General features: G+C 69.2%; 14 protein-coding genes. 5 read left to right on the top strand and 9 right to left on the bottom strand.

What is annotated here, in order from left to right; all coding sequences use genetic code 11:
* Positions 1-13: 13 nt before the first annotated feature.
* Positions 14-1,003, bottom strand: a complete 990-nt coding sequence (locus tag ACQEVO_RS10805; RefSeq protein WP_432911683.1) for an oxygenase MpaB family protein — start codon at positions 1,001-1,003, stop codon at positions 14-16.
* Between the two features lie 437 nt (positions 1,004-1,440).
* Positions 1,441-3,648, bottom strand: a complete 2,208-nt coding sequence (locus ACQEVO_RS10800; protein ID WP_432911682.1) for a molybdopterin-dependent oxidoreductase — start codon at positions 3,646-3,648, stop codon at positions 1,441-1,443.
* Positions 3,649-3,985: 337 nt separating this feature from the next.
* On the opposite strand from ACQEVO_RS10800, the gene ACQEVO_RS10795 reads away from it, so the two are divergent.
* Entirely contained in the window at positions 3,986-4,672 is a 687-nt protein-coding gene (locus ACQEVO_RS10795) for a GNAT family N-acetyltransferase (RefSeq protein ID WP_432911679.1), read from the top strand.
* Between the two features lie 138 nt (positions 4,673-4,810).
* On the opposite strand, the gene ACQEVO_RS10790 is transcribed toward ACQEVO_RS10795, so the two are convergent.
* The 4 genes from ACQEVO_RS10790 to ACQEVO_RS10775 form a co-directional block, all read right to left on the bottom strand.
* Entirely contained in the window at positions 4,811-5,863 is a 1,053-nt protein-coding gene (locus tag ACQEVO_RS10790) for a Gfo/Idh/MocA family oxidoreductase (protein ID WP_432911676.1), read from the bottom strand.
* Positions 5,864-5,890: 27 nt separating this feature from the next.
* Entirely contained in the window at positions 5,891-6,304 is a 414-nt protein-coding gene (locus ACQEVO_RS10785) for a secondary thiamine-phosphate synthase enzyme YjbQ (RefSeq protein ID WP_432911673.1), read from the bottom strand.
* Positions 6,305-6,447: 143 nt separating this feature from the next.
* A complete protein-coding gene (locus ACQEVO_RS10780; RefSeq protein WP_432911671.1) occupies positions 6,448-7,326 on the bottom strand; it encodes a Sir2 family NAD-dependent protein deacetylase in 879 nt (292 codons plus the stop codon).
* A gap of 107 nt (positions 7,327-7,433) precedes the next feature.
* A complete protein-coding gene (locus tag ACQEVO_RS10775) occupies positions 7,434-7,664 on the bottom strand; it encodes a hypothetical protein (RefSeq protein WP_432911669.1) in 231 nt (76 codons plus the stop codon).
* Between the two features lie 419 nt (positions 7,665-8,083).
* On the opposite strand from ACQEVO_RS10775, the gene ACQEVO_RS10770 reads away from it, so the two are divergent.
* From ACQEVO_RS10770 to ACQEVO_RS10760, 3 genes are all read left to right on the top strand, one after another.
* Positions 8,084-8,854 (top strand): MHYT domain-containing protein, encoded by a 771-nt coding sequence (locus ACQEVO_RS10770; protein WP_432911667.1) that lies wholly within the window; start codon positions 8,084-8,086, stop codon positions 8,852-8,854.
* Between the two features lie 121 nt (positions 8,855-8,975).
* The gene (locus ACQEVO_RS10765; protein ID WP_432922543.1) at positions 8,976-10,028 is read left to right on the top strand and encodes a nucleoside hydrolase; all 1,053 of its coding nucleotides are present in this window, start codon (positions 8,976-8,978) and stop codon (positions 10,026-10,028) included.
* Positions 10,029-10,064: 36 nt separating this feature from the next.
* Positions 10,065-10,967 carry an amidohydrolase family protein gene (locus tag ACQEVO_RS10760; protein WP_432911665.1) on the top strand — a complete coding sequence of 301 codons (903 nt, stop codon included), beginning with the start codon at positions 10,065-10,067 and terminating at the stop codon, positions 10,965-10,967.
* Positions 10,968-10,988: 21 nt separating this feature from the next.
* On the opposite strand, the gene meaB is transcribed toward ACQEVO_RS10760, so the two are convergent.
* The 3 genes from meaB to ACQEVO_RS10745 are packed head-to-tail and all read right to left on the bottom strand — an operon-like array spanning position 10,989 to position 16,137.
* Positions 10,989-11,981, bottom strand: a complete 993-nt coding sequence (meaB, locus tag ACQEVO_RS10755; RefSeq protein ID WP_432911662.1) for a methylmalonyl Co-A mutase-associated GTPase MeaB — start codon at positions 11,979-11,981, stop codon at positions 10,989-10,991.
* On the bottom strand, positions 11,978-14,263 hold the full coding sequence (gene scpA, locus ACQEVO_RS10750; RefSeq protein ID WP_432911660.1) for a methylmalonyl-CoA mutase: 2,286 nt from the start codon (positions 14,261-14,263) through the stop codon (positions 11,978-11,980). Before scpA ends, meaB begins: the two co-directional genes overlap by 4 nt.
* On the bottom strand, positions 14,263-16,137 hold the full coding sequence (locus ACQEVO_RS10745; protein ID WP_432911657.1) for a methylmalonyl-CoA mutase family protein: 1,875 nt from the start codon (positions 16,135-16,137) through the stop codon (positions 14,263-14,265). Before ACQEVO_RS10745 ends, scpA begins: the two co-directional genes overlap by 1 nt.
* 320 nt (positions 16,138-16,457) lie before the next feature.
* Here ACQEVO_RS10745 and ACQEVO_RS10740 point away from each other — a divergent pair, with 320 nt between their 5' ends.
* Entirely contained in the window at positions 16,458-17,180 is a 723-nt protein-coding gene (locus tag ACQEVO_RS10740) for a TVP38/TMEM64 family protein (protein ID WP_432911654.1), read from the top strand.
* Positions 17,181-17,185: the final 5 nt, after the last annotated feature.

The following is a 17,185-nucleotide window of genomic DNA, read 5'->3' as shown; positions in this document are numbered from 1 at the left end:
CACCGGCCGGGCGTCACCCGGGTATCACGGATACCGGATCGCGGGGGGTCTCCTGCCGGGGGCGCACGGTGTAGGCGGCCGATTTCAACTCGCGATCCTTCATCTTCCGGATCTGCTGATGGTGTTTACGCGCGTGGTAGGCGATCGGGAAATAGGTCAGCCGGTCCGGCAGCACGCGGTAGGCGATCCGGATCACGGTGTAGATCCGTTCCAGCGTGCGCTGTTCCGCCGCAGTCCAGCGCACCCCGATCAGCTCCCGCAGCCGCGGGTCGAGCAGGCCCACGATCGACAGATAATTGAACCGGATCAGCGGGGTGGCCAGTAACCGCGCGATCCGGCCGGCCGGGAAACCCATGGCCCGGAACTGTTCCAGATCGCCGGTGCGCAACTGCCGGTACTGTTCGCGCACCTCGTCGTCGGCGGTCAGCACCTCGGTGACCATATGCTCGTAGTAGGCGTCGAATTCGGCGCGGGTGCGAGGGTACCCCTTCATCGGCACCTGCAGGATGCGCGCCAGGCGAATGTTGTCGCGCAGCAGTTCGTCGAGTTCGGCGTCGGTGAATTCCCGGCCCATCAGCAGCGGACCGGCCTTCGCGGTGGTCACGTAGGCGGTGGCGATCACCCACTGGTAGGCGCCCGGATGCAGGGCACTGATGTGTTTACCCTCGGCGCTTTTCATCTTCAGCGGGGCATGCAGGGAACGCAGCCGGCGGCCGTCCTGGATCGCCTCGATCCCGCCGTAGGTCCAGCGCAGCACCGAATCCACCGAGCGGATCGCGCGGCCCGCCGGATCGGTTTTGGCGATGGAGTACTTGTCGGTGACCTCCCGGATCACCGGGTGCAGGCCCTGCATGGCGAAGGCGGCGCCTTCCATCATCAAATAGGTCCAGTGCCCGACCATTTCGGCGGTCAGCGAATCGAGCGGAACCAGCTCGAGCGGCTCGTCGCCGGACGGAAGGGCGGTGGCGCCGGGACGTGCCGGTGCGTCGGGGGCAGTGGTCATCACTTCTCTCTTCTGGTGAGCTCGCTCAGCGCGTCGGCGGCGGGCGCCGGCGGAACCGAGACGAAGGGCCAAGGTCTGCACCAGGGCTCGCACAGCGGGAACCGCACTCACGCACTGCCGGAGACGATGAGACGCCCGGCCGGGGCCAGGGCGCAGTCGCCGATCCGCTCCGGTCCCGCCGATACCGGCCTCCGCCGGGGGCGGCGGACCTGGACAATCTCGACTACCAGCGCAGTCGTTCGTCCGCGTCGGCGAGGACGAATCGGCGGGACCGGACCCGTTGATAGTGCTTCGCGCCATAGTCTATCAATCGTGGTACGGCGAAGCGGTTTATTCGGGATATGACCGACCGATTCGGCAGTGCGATAGCCTCATCACTCTCACATCCGCCTACCCGCGATCATTTTCGGATCACGGTACGCGGCGTGGCGCTGTCCTCAGGCGGGCATCAGCGAGACCGGGACGCCGTTGAAGACGGCATTACCCGAGGGAATATCGAGCACCGAATCATCGGTCAGCGCATTGGCGTTCACGCCGGGATTGCCCGCTGCCACCTGCTGGGCGCTTCCGGAATGTCCCCATCCGTGCGGCAGGCTCACCACCCCAGGCATAATCGAATCGGTCGGTTCCAGCGGGACGGTGAGCGATCCGGCGGCGGATTTCACGATCGCGTGGTCGCCGAGACCCAACCGCGAGATATCGTCGGGGTGGATTTGCAGCGTGCAGCGGTTCGTGCCGCCGACCAGGCGTTCCATATTGTGCATCCAGCTGTTGTTCGAACGCAGATGACGCCGTCCGATGAGCACCATATCCGCCCGGGTGGCCACCGCCGCGGCGCGCAGCCGGTCGATATCGGCCAGCAGGAGTTCGGGCGCCGATTCGACCTTGCCCGAGGCGGTCCGCAGCACCTCGGGCAGCCGCGGCCGCAGCGGGCCGAGGTCGATACCGTGCGGATTGTCCAGCAGCGTCTGCAGACTGAGCTCACCGCCGTTCCAGGCGCCGTAGGGGCCGAGCCGCAGCATCAGGTCCAGTCGCTGTTCGGTGGTGGTACCGCCCAGCAGTTCCGGCCGGCGCTGGGCAAGGCCGGCGCGCTGCAGCATATCGGCGATCACGAATTCGTCGAATGCGGCGAGCGGGTCGAATTCCGGGGTGGGATTGTGCGGTTGCCCGCTCACCGCCGCCCCCAACCGGACGTAGACGGCGGCCTCGGACGGCCGGTCGCCCAGCGGTACCAGCGGTGGGGAGTACCGCGCGTAGTTACGGACCGCGAACTGCAGCAGCGCGAAATCGTAGTGCGGAGACTGCACCGGACGCGGCGGCGGGAGAATCACATCGGCGTGCCGGGTGGTCTCGTTGAGGTAGCGATCGACGCTGACCATGAATTCCAGCCCGGCGAACGCGTCGTCCAGCCGGGGGCCGCTGGGCGCGGACAGGACGGGGTTGCCCGCCACGGTGATCAGGGCACGCACCTGCCCGTCACCGGGTGTGGTGATCTCGTCGATCAGTGTGGCGACCGGCAACTCCCCCATCGCTTCCGGCAACTGCCGGACCCGGCTGCGCCACCGGCCCGGGCGGAACGGTTTGGTGCGCACGATCCCGCGAGCGGCGGCGGTGGCGAACATGACGCCGCCGGGACGGTCCAAATTACCGGTGAGCGTATTGACGATATCGACGAGCCACTGGGTCAGGGTGCCGAATTCCGCGGTGCAGGTGCCGATCCGGGCGTACACCGCCGCGGTGGGCGCCCCGGCGAGTTCGCGGGCCAGGCGGCGGACGGTATCGGCGGGTACACCGGTACGGTCCGCGACCATTTCGGGCGTGAACTCCGTGGCGGCGGAGCGCACTGCGTCCAGTCCCTGCACCTCGACCGACACCGTCGTGAGCCCTTCGGCGAACAAGGTGTGCACGATGCCGAACAGCAGGTAGGCGTCGGCGCCGGGACGGATGAAGAGGTGTTCGTCGGCGATATCCGCGGTCCGGGTGCGGCGCGGATCCACCACCACCAGCCGGCCCCCGCGCTTGCGCAGCGCCCGCAGCCGGCCGGGGAAATCCGGGGCGGTACAGACCGAGCCGTTGGATTCGAGCGGATTGGCACCCAGCATCAGCAGGTAGGACGTGCGGTCCAGATCGGGCACCGGGACCGCCAGCGGATCACCGTAGAGCAGCCCGCAGGCCAGCTGTTTGGGCATCTGGTCGGCAGTGCTGGCGGAGAACAGGTTCTTCGTGCCGAGAGCGCGGATCAGTGCGGGGGCATACAGGGTGCCCGCGACGGTATGCGCGTTGGGATTCCCGAGATAGAGGGCGACGGCCTGGTTGCCGTGCGCGGACTTGATCGCCGGGATACGTTCGGCGATGAGATCGAATGCCTCGTTCCAGGTCGCGGTGCGCCACGCGCCGGTGGCCCGGTCCCGGATCATGGGCTCGGTGAGGCGGTCGGGGTCGCCGTCGAGCCGGCCGAAGCTGGCGCCCTTCGGGCAGAGGAATCCGGCGCTGAACGGATCCTGCTTGTCTCCACGGACCGCGGTCACCTGATCAGCATCGTCGAGGGTCAGTTCGAGACCGCAGACCGCCTCGCACAGCGGACAGGTGCGCAGGAGGTTCCGGGAGCCGGTACCGGAATCAATAGGAGACGTAGGTCGCGTCATGACTCCATCATGGCCCGTCACACCGGCACGCGGGAAGAGTTCGGCGGTATTACCGGAAATAACTGCGGCGACCCGCCCTCAGTTTTCGGTCCGGGGCCGCCGTCGCATTCGTCCGGCCGCATCGCCGCCCGGAGCCGCGACGCTCCGGGAGCTCACCGGCCGCGCGCCACCTCCACGAGTTCGGCACAGCCCCCCGCAGCCGCCACACCCCGGCGCTCGGCGGCCGCCCGCAGCCGCACCGGAGCCGGGGCGCCACCCGGCCGCACGGTAGCCCGTAGGCTGGCCCGGCAGCGGCCGTTCCGGCCACCCGTTTTACCGAGAGAGCAGTAGCGCCATCATGTACCGCACCGCCACCGTCCTCGACGATCCGGTCGGCGAATCACTACGGGGCCACCACGCACATCTCGCGCGCCGCCGCGGCCGGGCCTGTACCTACCCGGCGGAAGTGGCGTCCTTCTCCGCCGTCCCGGCCGACCCGGATCCCGGCGACTGGGCGGATCTCGCCCGGCTCCTGGGCTCCGGCGAGTTCGCCGATATGTTCAGCTCCACGGCCGTCCCACCCCCGGACTGGGAACCCGTCCTCACCCTCGACGGCCGCCAGATGATCTACACCGGCGATACCGGGACCGACGACCCGGCCGGCCTGGTCGAACTGAACGCGGCGGATGTCCCCGATATGCTCGACCTCATCGCGCGGACCCAGCCGGGCCCGTTCCGCCCCCGCACCCACGAACTCGGCACCTATCTCGGCCTCCGCGACGGCGGCGTGTTGGTCGCGATGGCAGGTGAACGGCTCCGGCCGCCGGGCTGGACCGAGATCAGTGCCGTCTGCACCGCTCCCGAAGCGCGCGGACGCGGCCACGCTTCCCGCTTGATCGGTGCGGTCGCCGCCCGGATCATCGCCCGCGGCGAACGCCCGTTCCTGCACACCGCCGAATCGAATACCGGCGCGATCGCGCTCTATGAGCGGCTCGGTTTCGAGACGCGCAGAAGGGTCACGTTCCGGGGATACCGAATACCGTAGCGGACGTATCGGTGCACTGACCGATACCGTGCGCCGCCGGCCCGTGAGCTCGTCAGGGCACCCACCGGGTGGCATTCACGACGGCGACCACCCCGGTGGACAACTTCGCACAGTACGACCATGGGCGCCCCGCAGCTCTCAGAGCTGCACCACGGTGCCCGAGACCGCCGATTCCCGTGCCGCCTCCAGGATCCGCAGACCCGCCAGCGCGTCGCCCGGGTCCACCGGGACCGGAGCCCCGTCGAGTATCGCGTCGGCCAGTGCGCGATAGAAGGCGAGATAGTCGCCGGGCACTGTGGGGAACGCCGCCCTTTCGGGCTCGGCGCCGAGGATTCCGTACCGTTCGGGATCGACTGTCCCCCAAGGCGTCCCGTCGCCGGGGCGCCGCCCGGCGCGTAACGCGTCTTCCTGCGGGTCCATACCGTGGACCTGGTAGCCGGCTTTCTCCCCCAGCACCCGGAAACGCGGCCCGAGCAGCGGTGCCACCGCACTGGCCCACAGATGGGATCGGACGCCTGCGGCGTGGGTCAGGGCCAGGAACATATCGTCGTCGGTGCTCACTCCCGGGCGGCGGGAATCCAGTTCGCAGTAGACGGTGGTGACCGGACCGAACAGGGTCAGCGCTTGATCGACGAGATGACTGCCGAGGTCGTAGAGGATCCCGGCGGCATCGGCGGCGGTGCCGGTTTCCCGCCAGCCGCTCTTCGGTACCGGACGCCAGCGTTCGAACCGGGATTCGAAGCGGCGTACCCGCCCCAGCCGGCCGTCGCCGGCGAGCTGCCCGACCGTCCGGAAGTCTCCGTCCCAGCGGCGGTTCTGGAACACCGTGAGGATCCGGCCGGCCTCCTCGGCACTCCGGATGACTTCGGCGGCCTCGGCGGATGTGACCGCGAACGGCTTGTCCACCACCACCGCGGTACCCGCCGCCAGCGCCCGGCGGGCGAGCGCGGCATGGGTACGGTTCGGGCTGGCGACGACCACCACGTCTATTCCGGACAGATCGGCGAACAGTGCGTCGGCGTCCGGCAGCACCCGCACCCCGGCATGGTCGCGCCGGGCCTGTTCGGCCCGCTCCGCCGACCCGGTCACCACCGCCGCCACCCGCAGCCGCGGTTCCGCGGAGATCAGCGGTGCATGGAACACCGCACCCGCCAGGCCGTACCCGATGATCGCCACGCCGAGACTGCTCATGGGCCCGACGTTACCGGGGCGCCCGGCTCACCCGGCGGAAGTCAGCAGTGACAGCCGCACCTGCCGGTCGGGGTTGTCGACATTCACGTCCACCAGGGCGATGGATTGCCATGTCCCCAGGGCGAGTTCGCCGTCGACGACCGGGACGGTCGCATACGGCGCGATGAGGGCGGGCAGTACATGCGAGCGCCCGTGCCCGCGCGACCCGTGCGCATGCCGCCAGCGGTCGTCGGCCGGCAGCAGATCACGCAGCGCGGCCAGCAGGTCTTCGTCGCTGTGCGCACCCAACTCCATGACCGCCACGCCGGCGGTGGCATGCGGGACGAAGACGTGCAGCAGCCCGTCCGCACCGGCCTGCCGCACGAATTCCGCGCATTCGCCGGTTATGTCCCGGACCGTCTCGGAGTTCCCGGTCCGCACCGCGATCAGTGTGCTCCGCATAGTGCGCAGAATACGCGGGTCGGGTGGGCGGGCGTCGGTAGCAGGTCGCCGTATCGCCACCGGACATCAGCACTCGCCGAGCTCGTGCGCGGGCCCGCAGGACCGTCCACGGATCGCCCGTCTCGCATGGGGCACCGCGCCACTCAAGGCACTCGATACCGATCCCGGAAGCGATCGGCGAGACCGGCCAGAACCGGCGAGCAGCCCGCGGCGACGGTGCGCGCGGCCAAGCCGTCGCTGCGGGTGGGTCCGCGATTGACGATCAGCACGGTGCCGCCGCGGCGGGCAACCCGGTGGACGAACCGCCGCCCCGACCACACCGTCAGGCTCGAACCGGCGACGAGAAGCACCTCGGCCGCGTCCACCAGTTCGCAGGCCGCCGCTACACGATCAGCCGGGACGTTCTCACCGAAGTAGACGATATCCGGCTTCAGCAGTCCGCCACAGCGCGCGCAGTCCACCATGCGGAAACCCTCGATATCCTCGACCACGGCGTCCGCGTCGGGCGCGACTTCGAGGCCGGTCACCGAACCGGCGGCGAAACCGGGGTTGACCGATTCCAGCCGCTCGGCCAGCGCCATCCGGGAGATCCGGGCGCCGCAGTCGAGGCACCGTACCTGCGCGTAGGTGCCGTGCAGGTCGATCACCCGGCGGCTGCCCGCCTTGGTGTGCAGCAGATCGACATTCTGGGTGATGACCCCGGCCACCACACCGCGGCGTTCGAGTTCGGCCAGGGCACGGTGACCGGCGTTCGGCCGGGCGGCGTCCATGTACCGCCAGCCCACGTGGTTACGCGCCCAGTACCGGCGGCGGAACTGTGGGTCGCCGGTGAACTGCTGGTAGGTCATCGGCTTACGCGGCGGCGCATCCGGACCCCGGTAGTCCGGGATTCCGCTGTCGGTGGAGATTCCGGCTCCGGTGAGCACGACGAGACGGCGACCGCCGATCAGCTCGGCCAGATCGGCCACGGGATCCGTGGCCCCAACCGGGTGATCGGTCCCGAGTATTGCCGTATCGGACATACTCCGAGCGTACGGAGGGCCGGGCGCACGATATGCGCCCCCTCCGGGGAGTACCCCTGGCCGGCGGACCCTACCTGTCCGGTGGGCTGCCGCCGGCCGCGCGGTGCTCAGGTCTGGAGACCGGCGAGTTTGCCCGCTTCCGCGTCGAGGCCGAGCATGGCCAGCAGATTGCGGCAGTCGGCGGCGTCGGTCGAATGACCGGCGACGATACGGGCCGCGACGGCACTGCGACGGGCGACCTCGGCCCGCTCGGCACTCCGGATCTCGGCGAATTCGGCCAGTTCGACCTCGGGTAGTTCGTGGGCGATGGCGGTGCTGCGGCTGGATATGCCAGGCATGGGTCTCCTTCGAGTTCCTCGAAGCCTACGCCCATGAGCGGGTACGCACAGCGCAACCGAAAATCCGCCGGCCGCACCGTGCGGACGATAGAGTCGTCGGAGCGAGATTCAGGAACCCCGGCCCCCGCCGCCTCGCCGATCCGGCCCGGCCGTATTCGACTGCCGCCAGGCGAAATTGCCCGCGCGGCGGGAGTGCCGATCGATAGCGGAAACCCGTCCCGGCCGGCAGCGGAGTGCGCCCTTCGGTTCGGAAGCCGCCTTTCCGGCCCTCTTGTCACAAGTACGCCGATGTCCTTTCTGCGGCCCTTGTTTTTTACAACATATCTCCCTTAAATTCACTCCCTGCACGTTCACCGTTCTGGAATGCCCGCGTTCCGCAGTCGTGCGGTTCGGGATTCCGCCCAGCGAGGAGGTCCCCGGTGGAGATCGACCACTTCAGCCACGGCTGGCTCACCCCCGTGGTCGCGTACGTCATGTCGTTCACCGGGTCGTTGCTAGGGCTACGGTGCATGAGCCGGGTACGCGGGCAGTCGATATTCGACGGCTGGCTGATCGCCGCCTCCGTGGCCCTCGGCGGCACCGGTATCTGGGTCATGCATTTCATCGCCATGCTGGGATTCCGGATCGACGGCGCCGCCATCAAATACGACGTGCCGATCACCCTGATCAGCGCCCTGATCGCCATGGTGGTGGTCTGGATCGGGCTGTGCCTGGCCCAGCGGCGCCGACTCGGCACCCAGGGCCTGCTCATCGGAGGTGTGATCACCGGGCTCGGCGTCGGTGCCATGCACTACGCCGGGATGTACGCCATGAAAACCGATGCGGAGATCGGCTACGACTGGCCGACCGTGGCCCTGTCCATGATCATCGCGGTGGTCGCCGCGACCGCGGCGCTGTGGTTCACCCTCAATGTGCGCGGCACCCTCGCCACTCTCGGCGCCGCGCTGGTGATGGGTATGGCCGTTGCCGGTATGCACTACACCGGCATGTTCGCCATGCATATCGGCGACAATCAGCACCATATGCCGCCCTCGGGGGCCGGTGCGGCCCAACTGCTCACCCCGCTCATCGTGAGCGTCAGCCTGGTGACCGTCGGCATGCTGTTCCATCTGGGCCTCACCGAGGTCGGCGGTACGGCACCACTGGCTCGCCGGCCCGCCACGGACAACTACTGGCCCACCCGGGACTGAATTCCCCCGGCACTGACCGAAATGCGTCACGTGACGTGACTGCGTCGCGCCCCCGCGGGACAGCGACTGCGGTTCCCCGGAACCGCCTCGCTACGCTCGGGGGGTGCGGCAGCGGATCATCATGGACGTGGATACCGGAGTGGACGATTCCCTCGCCCTGCTGTATCTGCTGGCCAGCCCCGACGCCGAGATCGCCGGAATCGCCGCCACCGCCGGAAACGTCCCGGCCGGACAGGTGGCGATCAACAACCTCGCCTGGCTGGAACTGGCCGGCGCGCCGGAGATCGAGGTGGCGCTGGGCGCGGCCGATCCGCTCGCGATACCCCTGCGCACCACCGAGGACACCCACGGCCCGCAGGGCGTCGGCTACGCCGAACTTCCCGCACCGACCCGGCAGATCTCCACGCGCAGCGCCGCGCAGATGTGGGTGGACCTGGCGCGCGGGAATCCCGGTGCACTCCTCGGCCTGTGCACCGGCCCGCTCACCAACCTGGCGCTGGCCCTGCGCATCGAACCCGAACTCCCCCGGCTGCTGCGCCGGCTGGTGATCATGGGCGGCGCGTTCAACCATCCGGGCAACACCACCCCCACCAACGAGTGGAACATCCATGTCGACCCCGAGGCCGCGCAGATCGTTTTCGACGCCTTCTCCGCCGCGCCCGCGTCGCGACGCCCGGTGATCTGCGGACTCGATATCACCGAGACCATCGAAATGCGGCCCGACCATCTGGTCCGGTTGGCGCAGCGGGCCGGTAGTACACCCGTCGAGACCGTTTCACCGGATGATCCGCCCACCGCCCGGTCGGTGGCGAGCAATCCGATCGTCCGCCATCTCACCGACGCCGTCCGTTTCTACTTCGATTTCCACCACTCCTACGACCTCGGCTACCTGGCGCATATGCACGACCCGTTCGCCGCGGCGGTGGCCCTGGATCCCACGCTGGCCCGCACCCGGCCCGCGACGGTCGATGTGGAACTCACCGGCAGCCTCACCCGCGGCGCCACCATCGCGGACTGGGCGGGCATGTGGGGCCGCCCGCCCAACGCCGATATCGTCGTCGCCACCGATCCCGGCCTGTTCTTCGACCGTCTCGTCGCACGTCTCGGTGACTATGCCCGCGCCTGTTTTCCGGGCGAGTCCACTGCGCGACAGGTCGCCGCCGGACCGAACTGACCGTTAGACCCGTCCCCGAGTCAGGAGAACCAGCCAGTGACCGAATCCGCCGCCGCCGAGATCCCTGCCGACGAGGCCTATCTGGCCCGGTTCCGGCAGCGGCTCGGACTGCCCGGGCTGGTCGATGTGCACACCCATTTCATGCCCCATCAGGTACTGCGCAAGGTGTGGGCCTACTTCGATTCCGCGGGCCCGCTCACCGGACGTCCGTGGCCGATCACCTATCGCGCGGAAGAATCGGTCCGGCTGGCGGCATTACGCCGATTCGGAGTGCGCGCGTTCACGGCACTGGTGTATCCGCACCGTCCGGAGATGGCGGCCTGGCTCAACGACTGGACCGCGAAATTCGCCGCCGACGTCCCCGACTGCCTGCACACCGCCACGTTCTTTCCCGAACCCGCCGCCGCCGACTACGTTCCGGCCGCCATCGAGCAGGGCGCGCGGGTGTTCAAAGCACATATCCAGGTCGGCGCCTACGATCCGCGCGACCCGCTGCTGGCGCCGGTCTGGGGCACGCTCAGCGACGCGGCCGTGCCGACCGTCATCCATTGCGGCTCGGGGCCCGCGCCCGGCACATTCACCGGTCCCGGCCCGATCGCCGAGGTACTCCGGCAATTCCCGCGGCTACGCCTGATCGTGGCACATATGGGCATGCCGGAGTACCGGGAGTTCCTCGACCTCGCCGACCGCTATCCCGGCGTTCACCTCGACACCACCATGGCCTTCACCGATTTCGCGGAAGCCACCGCCCCGTTCCCGCCGGCCGACCGACAGCGCCTGGCCGGCCTCGGCGACCGCATCATGTTCGGCAGCGATTTCCCGAATATCCCCTACCCGTACCGGCATGCCGTCCAGGCGCTGGAACGCCTCGAGCTCGGCGACGACTGGCTGCGCGCGGTCTGCTACCGCACCGCCGCCGGACTCTTCGCTCTCGACTGAAACCGGCCGCCCGCCCTCGTTTCAGCTGTCGAAGGCGTCGAGCAGTTGTTCGGCGGCGAGGGCGGCGGTGAGTGCTCCGGCTCGCACCTGGGCCTCCACGTCCCCGCGGATCGCCTTCACCTTCGGGTTGTCGGCCAGCCGGCGCAGCAGTTGATCGTGCACCATGGTCCAGGTCCAGTCGACCTGCTGGCGGCGGCGCTTCTCGGCGAACTCCCCCGCCTCGGTGAGCACCCGGCGATGCTCCAGGACCGTCTGCCAGAACTTGTCCAGCCCGGTCCCCTCCAGGCCGCTCATGGTGAGCACCGGCGGTTTCCACAGCGCATCGTGCGGATGGATGAGTCGTAGCGCACCGGCCAGTTCCCGGGCCGCGCTCTTGGCCTCGATCTCGTGTTTGCCGTCGGCCTTGTTCACCGCGACCAGATCGGCCAGTTCCAGCACACCCTTCTTGATGCCCTGCAACTGGTCACCGGTACGGGCCAAGGTGAGGAAACAGAACACGTCGACCATATTCGCCACGGTCACCTCGGACTGTCCGACGCCGACGGTTTCCACCAGGATCACGTCGTAACCGGCCGCCTCGAGCAGCGCGATGGTCTCCCGGGTCGCCTTGGCGACACCGCCGAGCGTTCCGGCGGTCGGCGACGGCCGGATGAAAGCGTTCTCCTCGACCGACAGCCGCGCCATCCGGGTCTTGTCACCGAGGATCGAACCGCCGGTGCGGGTGGACGACGGGTCCACGGCCAGGACCGCCACTCGGTGCCCCTGCCCGATCAGGTTCATCCCCAGCGCGTCGATGAAGGTGGATTTTCCCACCCCGGGCACACCGGTGATACCGACCCGGTTCGACAGGGCCGCACCGGGTTCCGGGGTCAGCTTCAGCAGTAGCTGCTGGGCCTGGTCCCGATGGTCGGCCCGGGTGGATTCGACCAGGGTGATCGCCCGGGCGAGGGCGGCCCGCTCACCGGAGCGGACCGCCTGCGCGAGCGCGTCGACGTCGATGGCGCGCGCGTTCATCCCTGCGTATTCGCCTCGGAACCGGTTGCGCCGGAACCGAGCTCGTGACCGAGCGCGGCGCCGAGCTTACGCAGCAGGTCGATCGCGGCGTCCGCGATCACCGTGCCCGGCGGGAAGATCGCCGCGGCACCCGCCTCGTAGAGCTCGTCGAAGTCACCGGGCGGGATGACCCCGCCGACGATGACCATGATGTCGGGCCGGCCGACATCGGCCAGTGCCTGCCGCAGAGCGGGCACCAGCGTGAGGTGACCGGCCGCCAGCGAGGACACACCGACGACGTGCACGTCGTTGTCCGCGGCCTGGCGGGCCACCTCTTCGGGGGTCTGGAACAGCGGGCCCACATCGACGTCGAAACCGAGGTCGGCGAAGGCGGTGGCGATCACCTTCTGGCCGCGGTCGTGCCCGTCCTGGCCCATCTTCGCGACCAGGATGCGGGGACGCCGGCCCTCGGCCTCGGCGAACTCCGCCACCAGATCCCCGGCGGTGGTGATGTTGGTGACCTTGCCGGCCTCGTCGCGATACACACCGGACAGGGTACGGATCTCGGCCTGATGCCGGCCGTAGACCTGCTCCAGGGCGTCGGAGATCTCGCCCACGGTCGCCTTCGCCCGCGCGGCGTCGATGGCCAGCGCCAGCAGGTTGTTCTCCATGCCGCCGCCGGACGAGGCGGCGGCACGGGTCAGTTCGGCCAGTGCCCGGTCCACCGCGTCCTGGTCGCGGTCGGCACGCAGCTGCCGCAGCTTCTCGAGCTGTTCGGCGCGCACCCGCGAATTCTCGACCTTGAGGACCTCGACCTCGTGATCCTCGGCGACCTGGTACTTGTTGACGCCGATCACCGGCTGCTGGCCGGTATCGATACGGGCCTGGGTCCGGGCCGCGGCTTCCTCGATCCGCAGCTTCGGGATGCCCTCACCGATGGCCTGCGCCATCCCGCCGTGCGCCTCCACCTCGGCGATATGCGCGCGAGCGCGTTCGGCGAGCTGGTGGGTCAGCCATTCCACGTAGTAGGAGCCGCCCCACGGGTCGATCGGGCGGGTGGTGTTGGACTCCTGCTGGATGAGCAGCTGGGTGTTGCGCGCGATACGGGCCGAGAAATCGGTCGGCAGCGCGAGCGCCTCGTCGAGGGCGTTGGTGTGCAGCGACTGGGTGTGCCCCTGGGTCGCCGCCATCGCCTCGATACAGGTCCGGGCGACATTGTTGTAGGCGTCCTGCGCGGTCAGCGACCAGCCCGAAGTCTGCGAATGGGTCCGCAGCGACAGCGATTTCGGATTCTTCGGATCGAATTTCGCGACCAGTTCGCTCCACAGCAGCCGGCCCGCACGGAGCTTCGCGACCTCCATGAAGAAATTCATGCCGATGGCCCAGAAGAACGAGAGCCGGGGCGCGAATTTGTCGATCTCCATACCGGCGTCGATACCGGCCCGCAGGTATTCCACGCCGTCGGCGAGGGTGTAGGCGAGCTCGAGATCGGCGGTCGCGCCGGCTTCCTGGATGTGGTAGCCGGAAATCGAGATCGAATTGAACTTCGGCATCTTCGCACTGGTGTAGGCGAAGATATCGGAGATGATCCGCATCGACGGTTTCGGCGGATAGATATAGGTGTTGCGGACCATGAACTCTTTCAGAATATCGTTCTGAATCGTTCCGGCCAGCTGTTCCGGCGCCACGCCCTGTTCCTCGGCCGCCACCACGTACAGCGCCAGGATCGGCAGCACCGCGCCGTTCATCGTCATCGAGACGCTGACCTGGTCGAGCGGGATCTGGTCGAAGAGCTGGCGCATATCGAGGATGGAATCGATGGCCACGCCCGCCATCCCGACATCGCCCTGGACGCGCGGATGATCGGAGTCGTACCCGCGGTGGGTGGCCAGATCGAACGCCACCGACAGACCCTTCTGACCGGCCTGCAGGTTACGGCGGTAGAAGGCGTTGGAATCGGCCGCGGTGGAGAAACCCGCGTACTGGCGGATTGTCCAGGGCTGGTTCACATACATCGTCGGATAGGGTCCGCGCACGAACGGCGCGACACCGGGGACGCTGTCGAGCGGAAAACCCGCCGCGGCGACGGCATCCCGGTCGGCCTTGGTGAACACCGGCGGCACATCGATCCCCTCGGGGGTCGACCACACCAGCTGTTCGGGGGTGTAGTTGTTCGCGGTGGCCGACTCCTGCACGAAAGCCGTCCGTGCGCTCTCGTCGGCCGCGGCGGGGGTGAAACCCGGCTCGCTGAGCGGCACCTCGGCGAAACTGCCGACCACCTGTTCGATTCGCTGTGTCGTCATCAGGCTCCCACCTTCTCCAGCAGGGCGGTCAGGGCGGCGACCGCGTCGATCCGGGCCGCCAGGAACCCGTCCGGACGCCGGGCCTCCTCGATACCGGTCAGAACCTTCTCGGGCCCGGCCAGCAGTACCGTCTCGACACCGGCATCGCGTAGTTGTTCCACCGCACCCGCGGCATCGGTGCCGTACCGGGCATCGGTACCGCAGAGCACCGCGATCTTCGCACCGGATTCCCGTGCCGCCGCGGCGATCTCGTCCCCGGCCAGCGGACCGGGATTGATGGATTCGATCCCGCCGGAGGCCAACAGGTTGGCGATGAAGGTGACCCGCACGTTGTGCTCGGCCACCGTGCCCAGCGGCACCAGCAGCGCCTGCGGCCGGGCGCCGTGCGCCGCCAGATAGGTATCCGACCGGTCACGCAGCGCTTCGAACGCGGCGCCGTACCGCTGTCCGGGCCCCGCCGTCCGGGCGGCCTCCGACAGCGGCGCCTCGGCCAGGTTCGGGAATTCGTTGACGCCGGTGACGGCGGTCCGGCGGTGCGCGATATCGCTTTCCCGCCGCGCGTTGGTGGCACCGATCCGGGTGCCGAGCAGTCCGGAGTCCAGCGCCGCGCGATAGCCGCCGGCGGATTCGAGTTCCTGCATGAATTCCCATGCGGCCGCAGCCAGGTCGGCGGTGTACTGCTCGACGTACCACGATCCCGCACCCGGGTCCTGGACATGCCCGAGATGGGACTCCTCGAGCAGCAGCAGCTGGGTGTTGCGGGCCATCCGTTCCGAGAACGAGGCCGAGACGCCGAGTTCACCGGCGGGCAACGCGGAATCGAACGGCAGCACGGTGACGGTATCGGCGCCGCCCACACCGGCGCCGAAAGCAGCCAGGGTGGTGCGCAGCAGATTCACCCAGGGGTCGCGCCGGCTCATCATCGCCGCGGAGGTCACCGCATGCTGCGGGGCCGCGCCTTCCGACGGCGCGCCGAGGGCGTGCGCGACCCGCGCCCACAGGCGGCGCGCGGCCCGGAACTTGGCGATGGTCGCGAACTGGTCGTCGGTGGCGGCGAACCGGAACTCCACCTGGCGCAACGCCTCGGCGACCGGCATCTCCCCGGACAGCACGCGCAGGTATTCGAGCCCGGCCGCGACGGCGGCACCCAGCTCCTGGGCGTCGGAGGCACCGGCATCGTGGAAGACGGTGCCGTCCACGGTGAGCGCGCGGACGGTTTCCGGCCGCCGGCCGGCGGCGGCCGCCAGGGCCGTGGTCTCGGCGAGGCCGAGGTCGTCGGTTCCGGCGAACGCGGCGGTGAGCGGGGCTGCGCCGAGGGAGATCCGGATCGCGGAGCGGTCGGGCGCCGAATACCGGTCGACCACCTCGTAGACGGCCGCGGCGGCTTCGGCGGCTTCGGTACCGGCCCGCAGGGCCAGCGGCGCCAGCTCGAACAGCAGACCGTCGAGTGCGGCGGCCAGCTCGCCCACCGGCACACCGTGCGCACCGACGCCGAGTTCCACAGCGCTCGCGCCGTTCTCCAGGCCCGCGGTCAGCTCCCGGTTCGTGGTCGCCGCGTCGGCGGCGCCGATACAGACATTGACGAACCAGCCGCGATGGACATCGCGCGTGGCGTCGCCGCCGCGGACGAACGGGTAGGCACCGGGTAGCGGCTGTTCGGGCAGTTCGTCCCGGCGCGTGTACAGCGGTGCGATATCCAGCCCGTCGTAGGTGGACTGGTTCAGCAGCTTTTCGGGTTCCGCACCGAGTTCGGCCGCATCGACCTTGCGGGTCTTGGCCAGCACACCCGCCACACCCTTGCGCCAGGCGGGATAATCGGGCACCGCGGACGAGGACGGATCAGCCCCGGCCGCGGGCTCTGCAGCAATCGGCATACCCTGTTCCCTCTTGTCGTTCCAGTACAAGCGCACCAACTGCGTGCGCGGGTACCTTGGTATCCGCCCAGCTCAGCGAACACTTTGGTTAACGGGCATTCAGCCCGCTCCTCCGATGCTAGCCGGGGCCCACGCAGCGAGCGCCCGGGGCCACCACTACCAACGAGTAACGTCGGCCGGGCGCGGCGGGCGCGCGGCCGGTTCGCTACTGTCTTCCGCCGCGCCCACCCATTCCACAACCGCCGCCCGCCGGCGTCGTGACCGGCCACAGCTGCGGCACCGATTGCCGCGCCGCGAGCAGCACTCGGTAATCTCGCCCGGTGCCCCGCATCCTCCGCGACCGCCGGCTGGTCCTCGTGCTGTGCCTGGCCGCGGTCGTCTGCGCGGCGGCGCTGCTCACCCCGTTGCCCGATCCGCGCCAGATCCAGGAATGGGCCGAAGGCGCCGGGCCGTGGTTCCCGGTGCTGTTCTTCGCGGCGCACACCCTGATCATCATCGCGCCGGTCCCGCGCACGGTGTTCACCGTCGCCTCGGGGCTGCTCTTCGGACCCGTCGTCGGTCTCGGTGTGGCCGTCACCGCCTCGCTGCTGAGCGCCGCGGCGGCCTTCCTGCTGGTCCGCGCGTTCGGCCGGGAACGGGTCGTGCCCTATCTGAACCACCCCACGGTGCAGATCATCGATGACCGATTGCACCGCCGCGGCTGGCTCGCGGTCGGCGCGCTACGGCTCATCGCCTTCGCGCCGTTCTCGGTGGTGAACTATTCGTGCGCGTTGTCCTCGATCCGTTTCTGGCCCTATCTCGGCGCGACATTCGTGGGCATCCTGCCCGGCACGGCCGCCACCGTGGTACTCGCCGACGCCCTGACCGGCGGCACTCATCCGGTCATGGTGGGGGTGTCGATCGCCTGTATCGCCGCCGGCTGCCTCGGCCTGGTGATCGATCAGCGCTGGAAACCGGTCACGACCGGCCCGGCCACAGTCCCCGCGCCCGCTTCGGCCGCGGCCCCGGCCGCAACGCCGAGCGATATCGTTGCCGACCGGTAGCCACG

Source organism: Nocardia sp. CA-290969 (assembly GCF_050936135.1).
In the GTDB taxonomy this organism is placed as follows: Bacteria; Actinomycetota; Actinomycetes; order Mycobacteriales; family Mycobacteriaceae; genus Nocardia.
This window is presented reverse-complemented; position numbering and strand designations above follow the sequence as displayed.

Coding starts and splice junctions, on each gene's coding strand:
- ACQEVO_RS10800 (WP_432911682.1), bottom strand. CDS start 3,648: ATGACGCGACCTACGTCTCCTATTGATTCCGGTACCGGCTCCCGGAAC.
- ACQEVO_RS10780 (WP_432911671.1), bottom strand. CDS start 7,326: ATGTCCGATACGGCAATACTCGGGACCGATCACCCGGTTGGGGCCACG.
- meaB (WP_432911662.1), bottom strand. CDS start 11,981: ATGAACGCGCGCGCCATCGACGTCGACGCGCTCGCGCAGGCGGTCCGC.
- scpA (WP_432911660.1), bottom strand. CDS start 14,263: ATGACGACACAGCGAATCGAACAGGTGGTCGGCAGTTTCGCCGAGGTG.
- ACQEVO_RS10765 (WP_432922543.1), top strand. CDS start 8,976: ATGGACGTGGATACCGGAGTGGACGATTCCCTCGCCCTGCTGTATCTG.
- ACQEVO_RS10745 (WP_432911657.1), bottom strand. CDS start 16,137: ATGCCGATTGCTGCAGAGCCCGCGGCCGGGGCTGATCCGTCCTCGTCC.
- ACQEVO_RS10805 (WP_432911683.1), bottom strand. CDS start 1,003: ATGACCACTGCCCCCGACGCACCGGCACGTCCCGGCGCCACCGCCCTT.
- ACQEVO_RS10785 (WP_432911673.1), bottom strand. CDS start 6,304: ATGCGGAGCACACTGATCGCGGTGCGGACCGGGAACTCCGAGACGGTC.
- ACQEVO_RS10790 (WP_432911676.1), bottom strand. CDS start 5,863: ATGAGCAGTCTCGGCGTGGCGATCATCGGGTACGGCCTGGCGGGTGCG.
- ACQEVO_RS10795 (WP_432911679.1), top strand. CDS start 3,986: ATGTACCGCACCGCCACCGTCCTCGACGATCCGGTCGGCGAATCACTA.
- ACQEVO_RS10775 (WP_432911669.1), bottom strand. CDS start 7,664: ATGCCTGGCATATCCAGCCGCAGCACCGCCATCGCCCACGAACTACCC.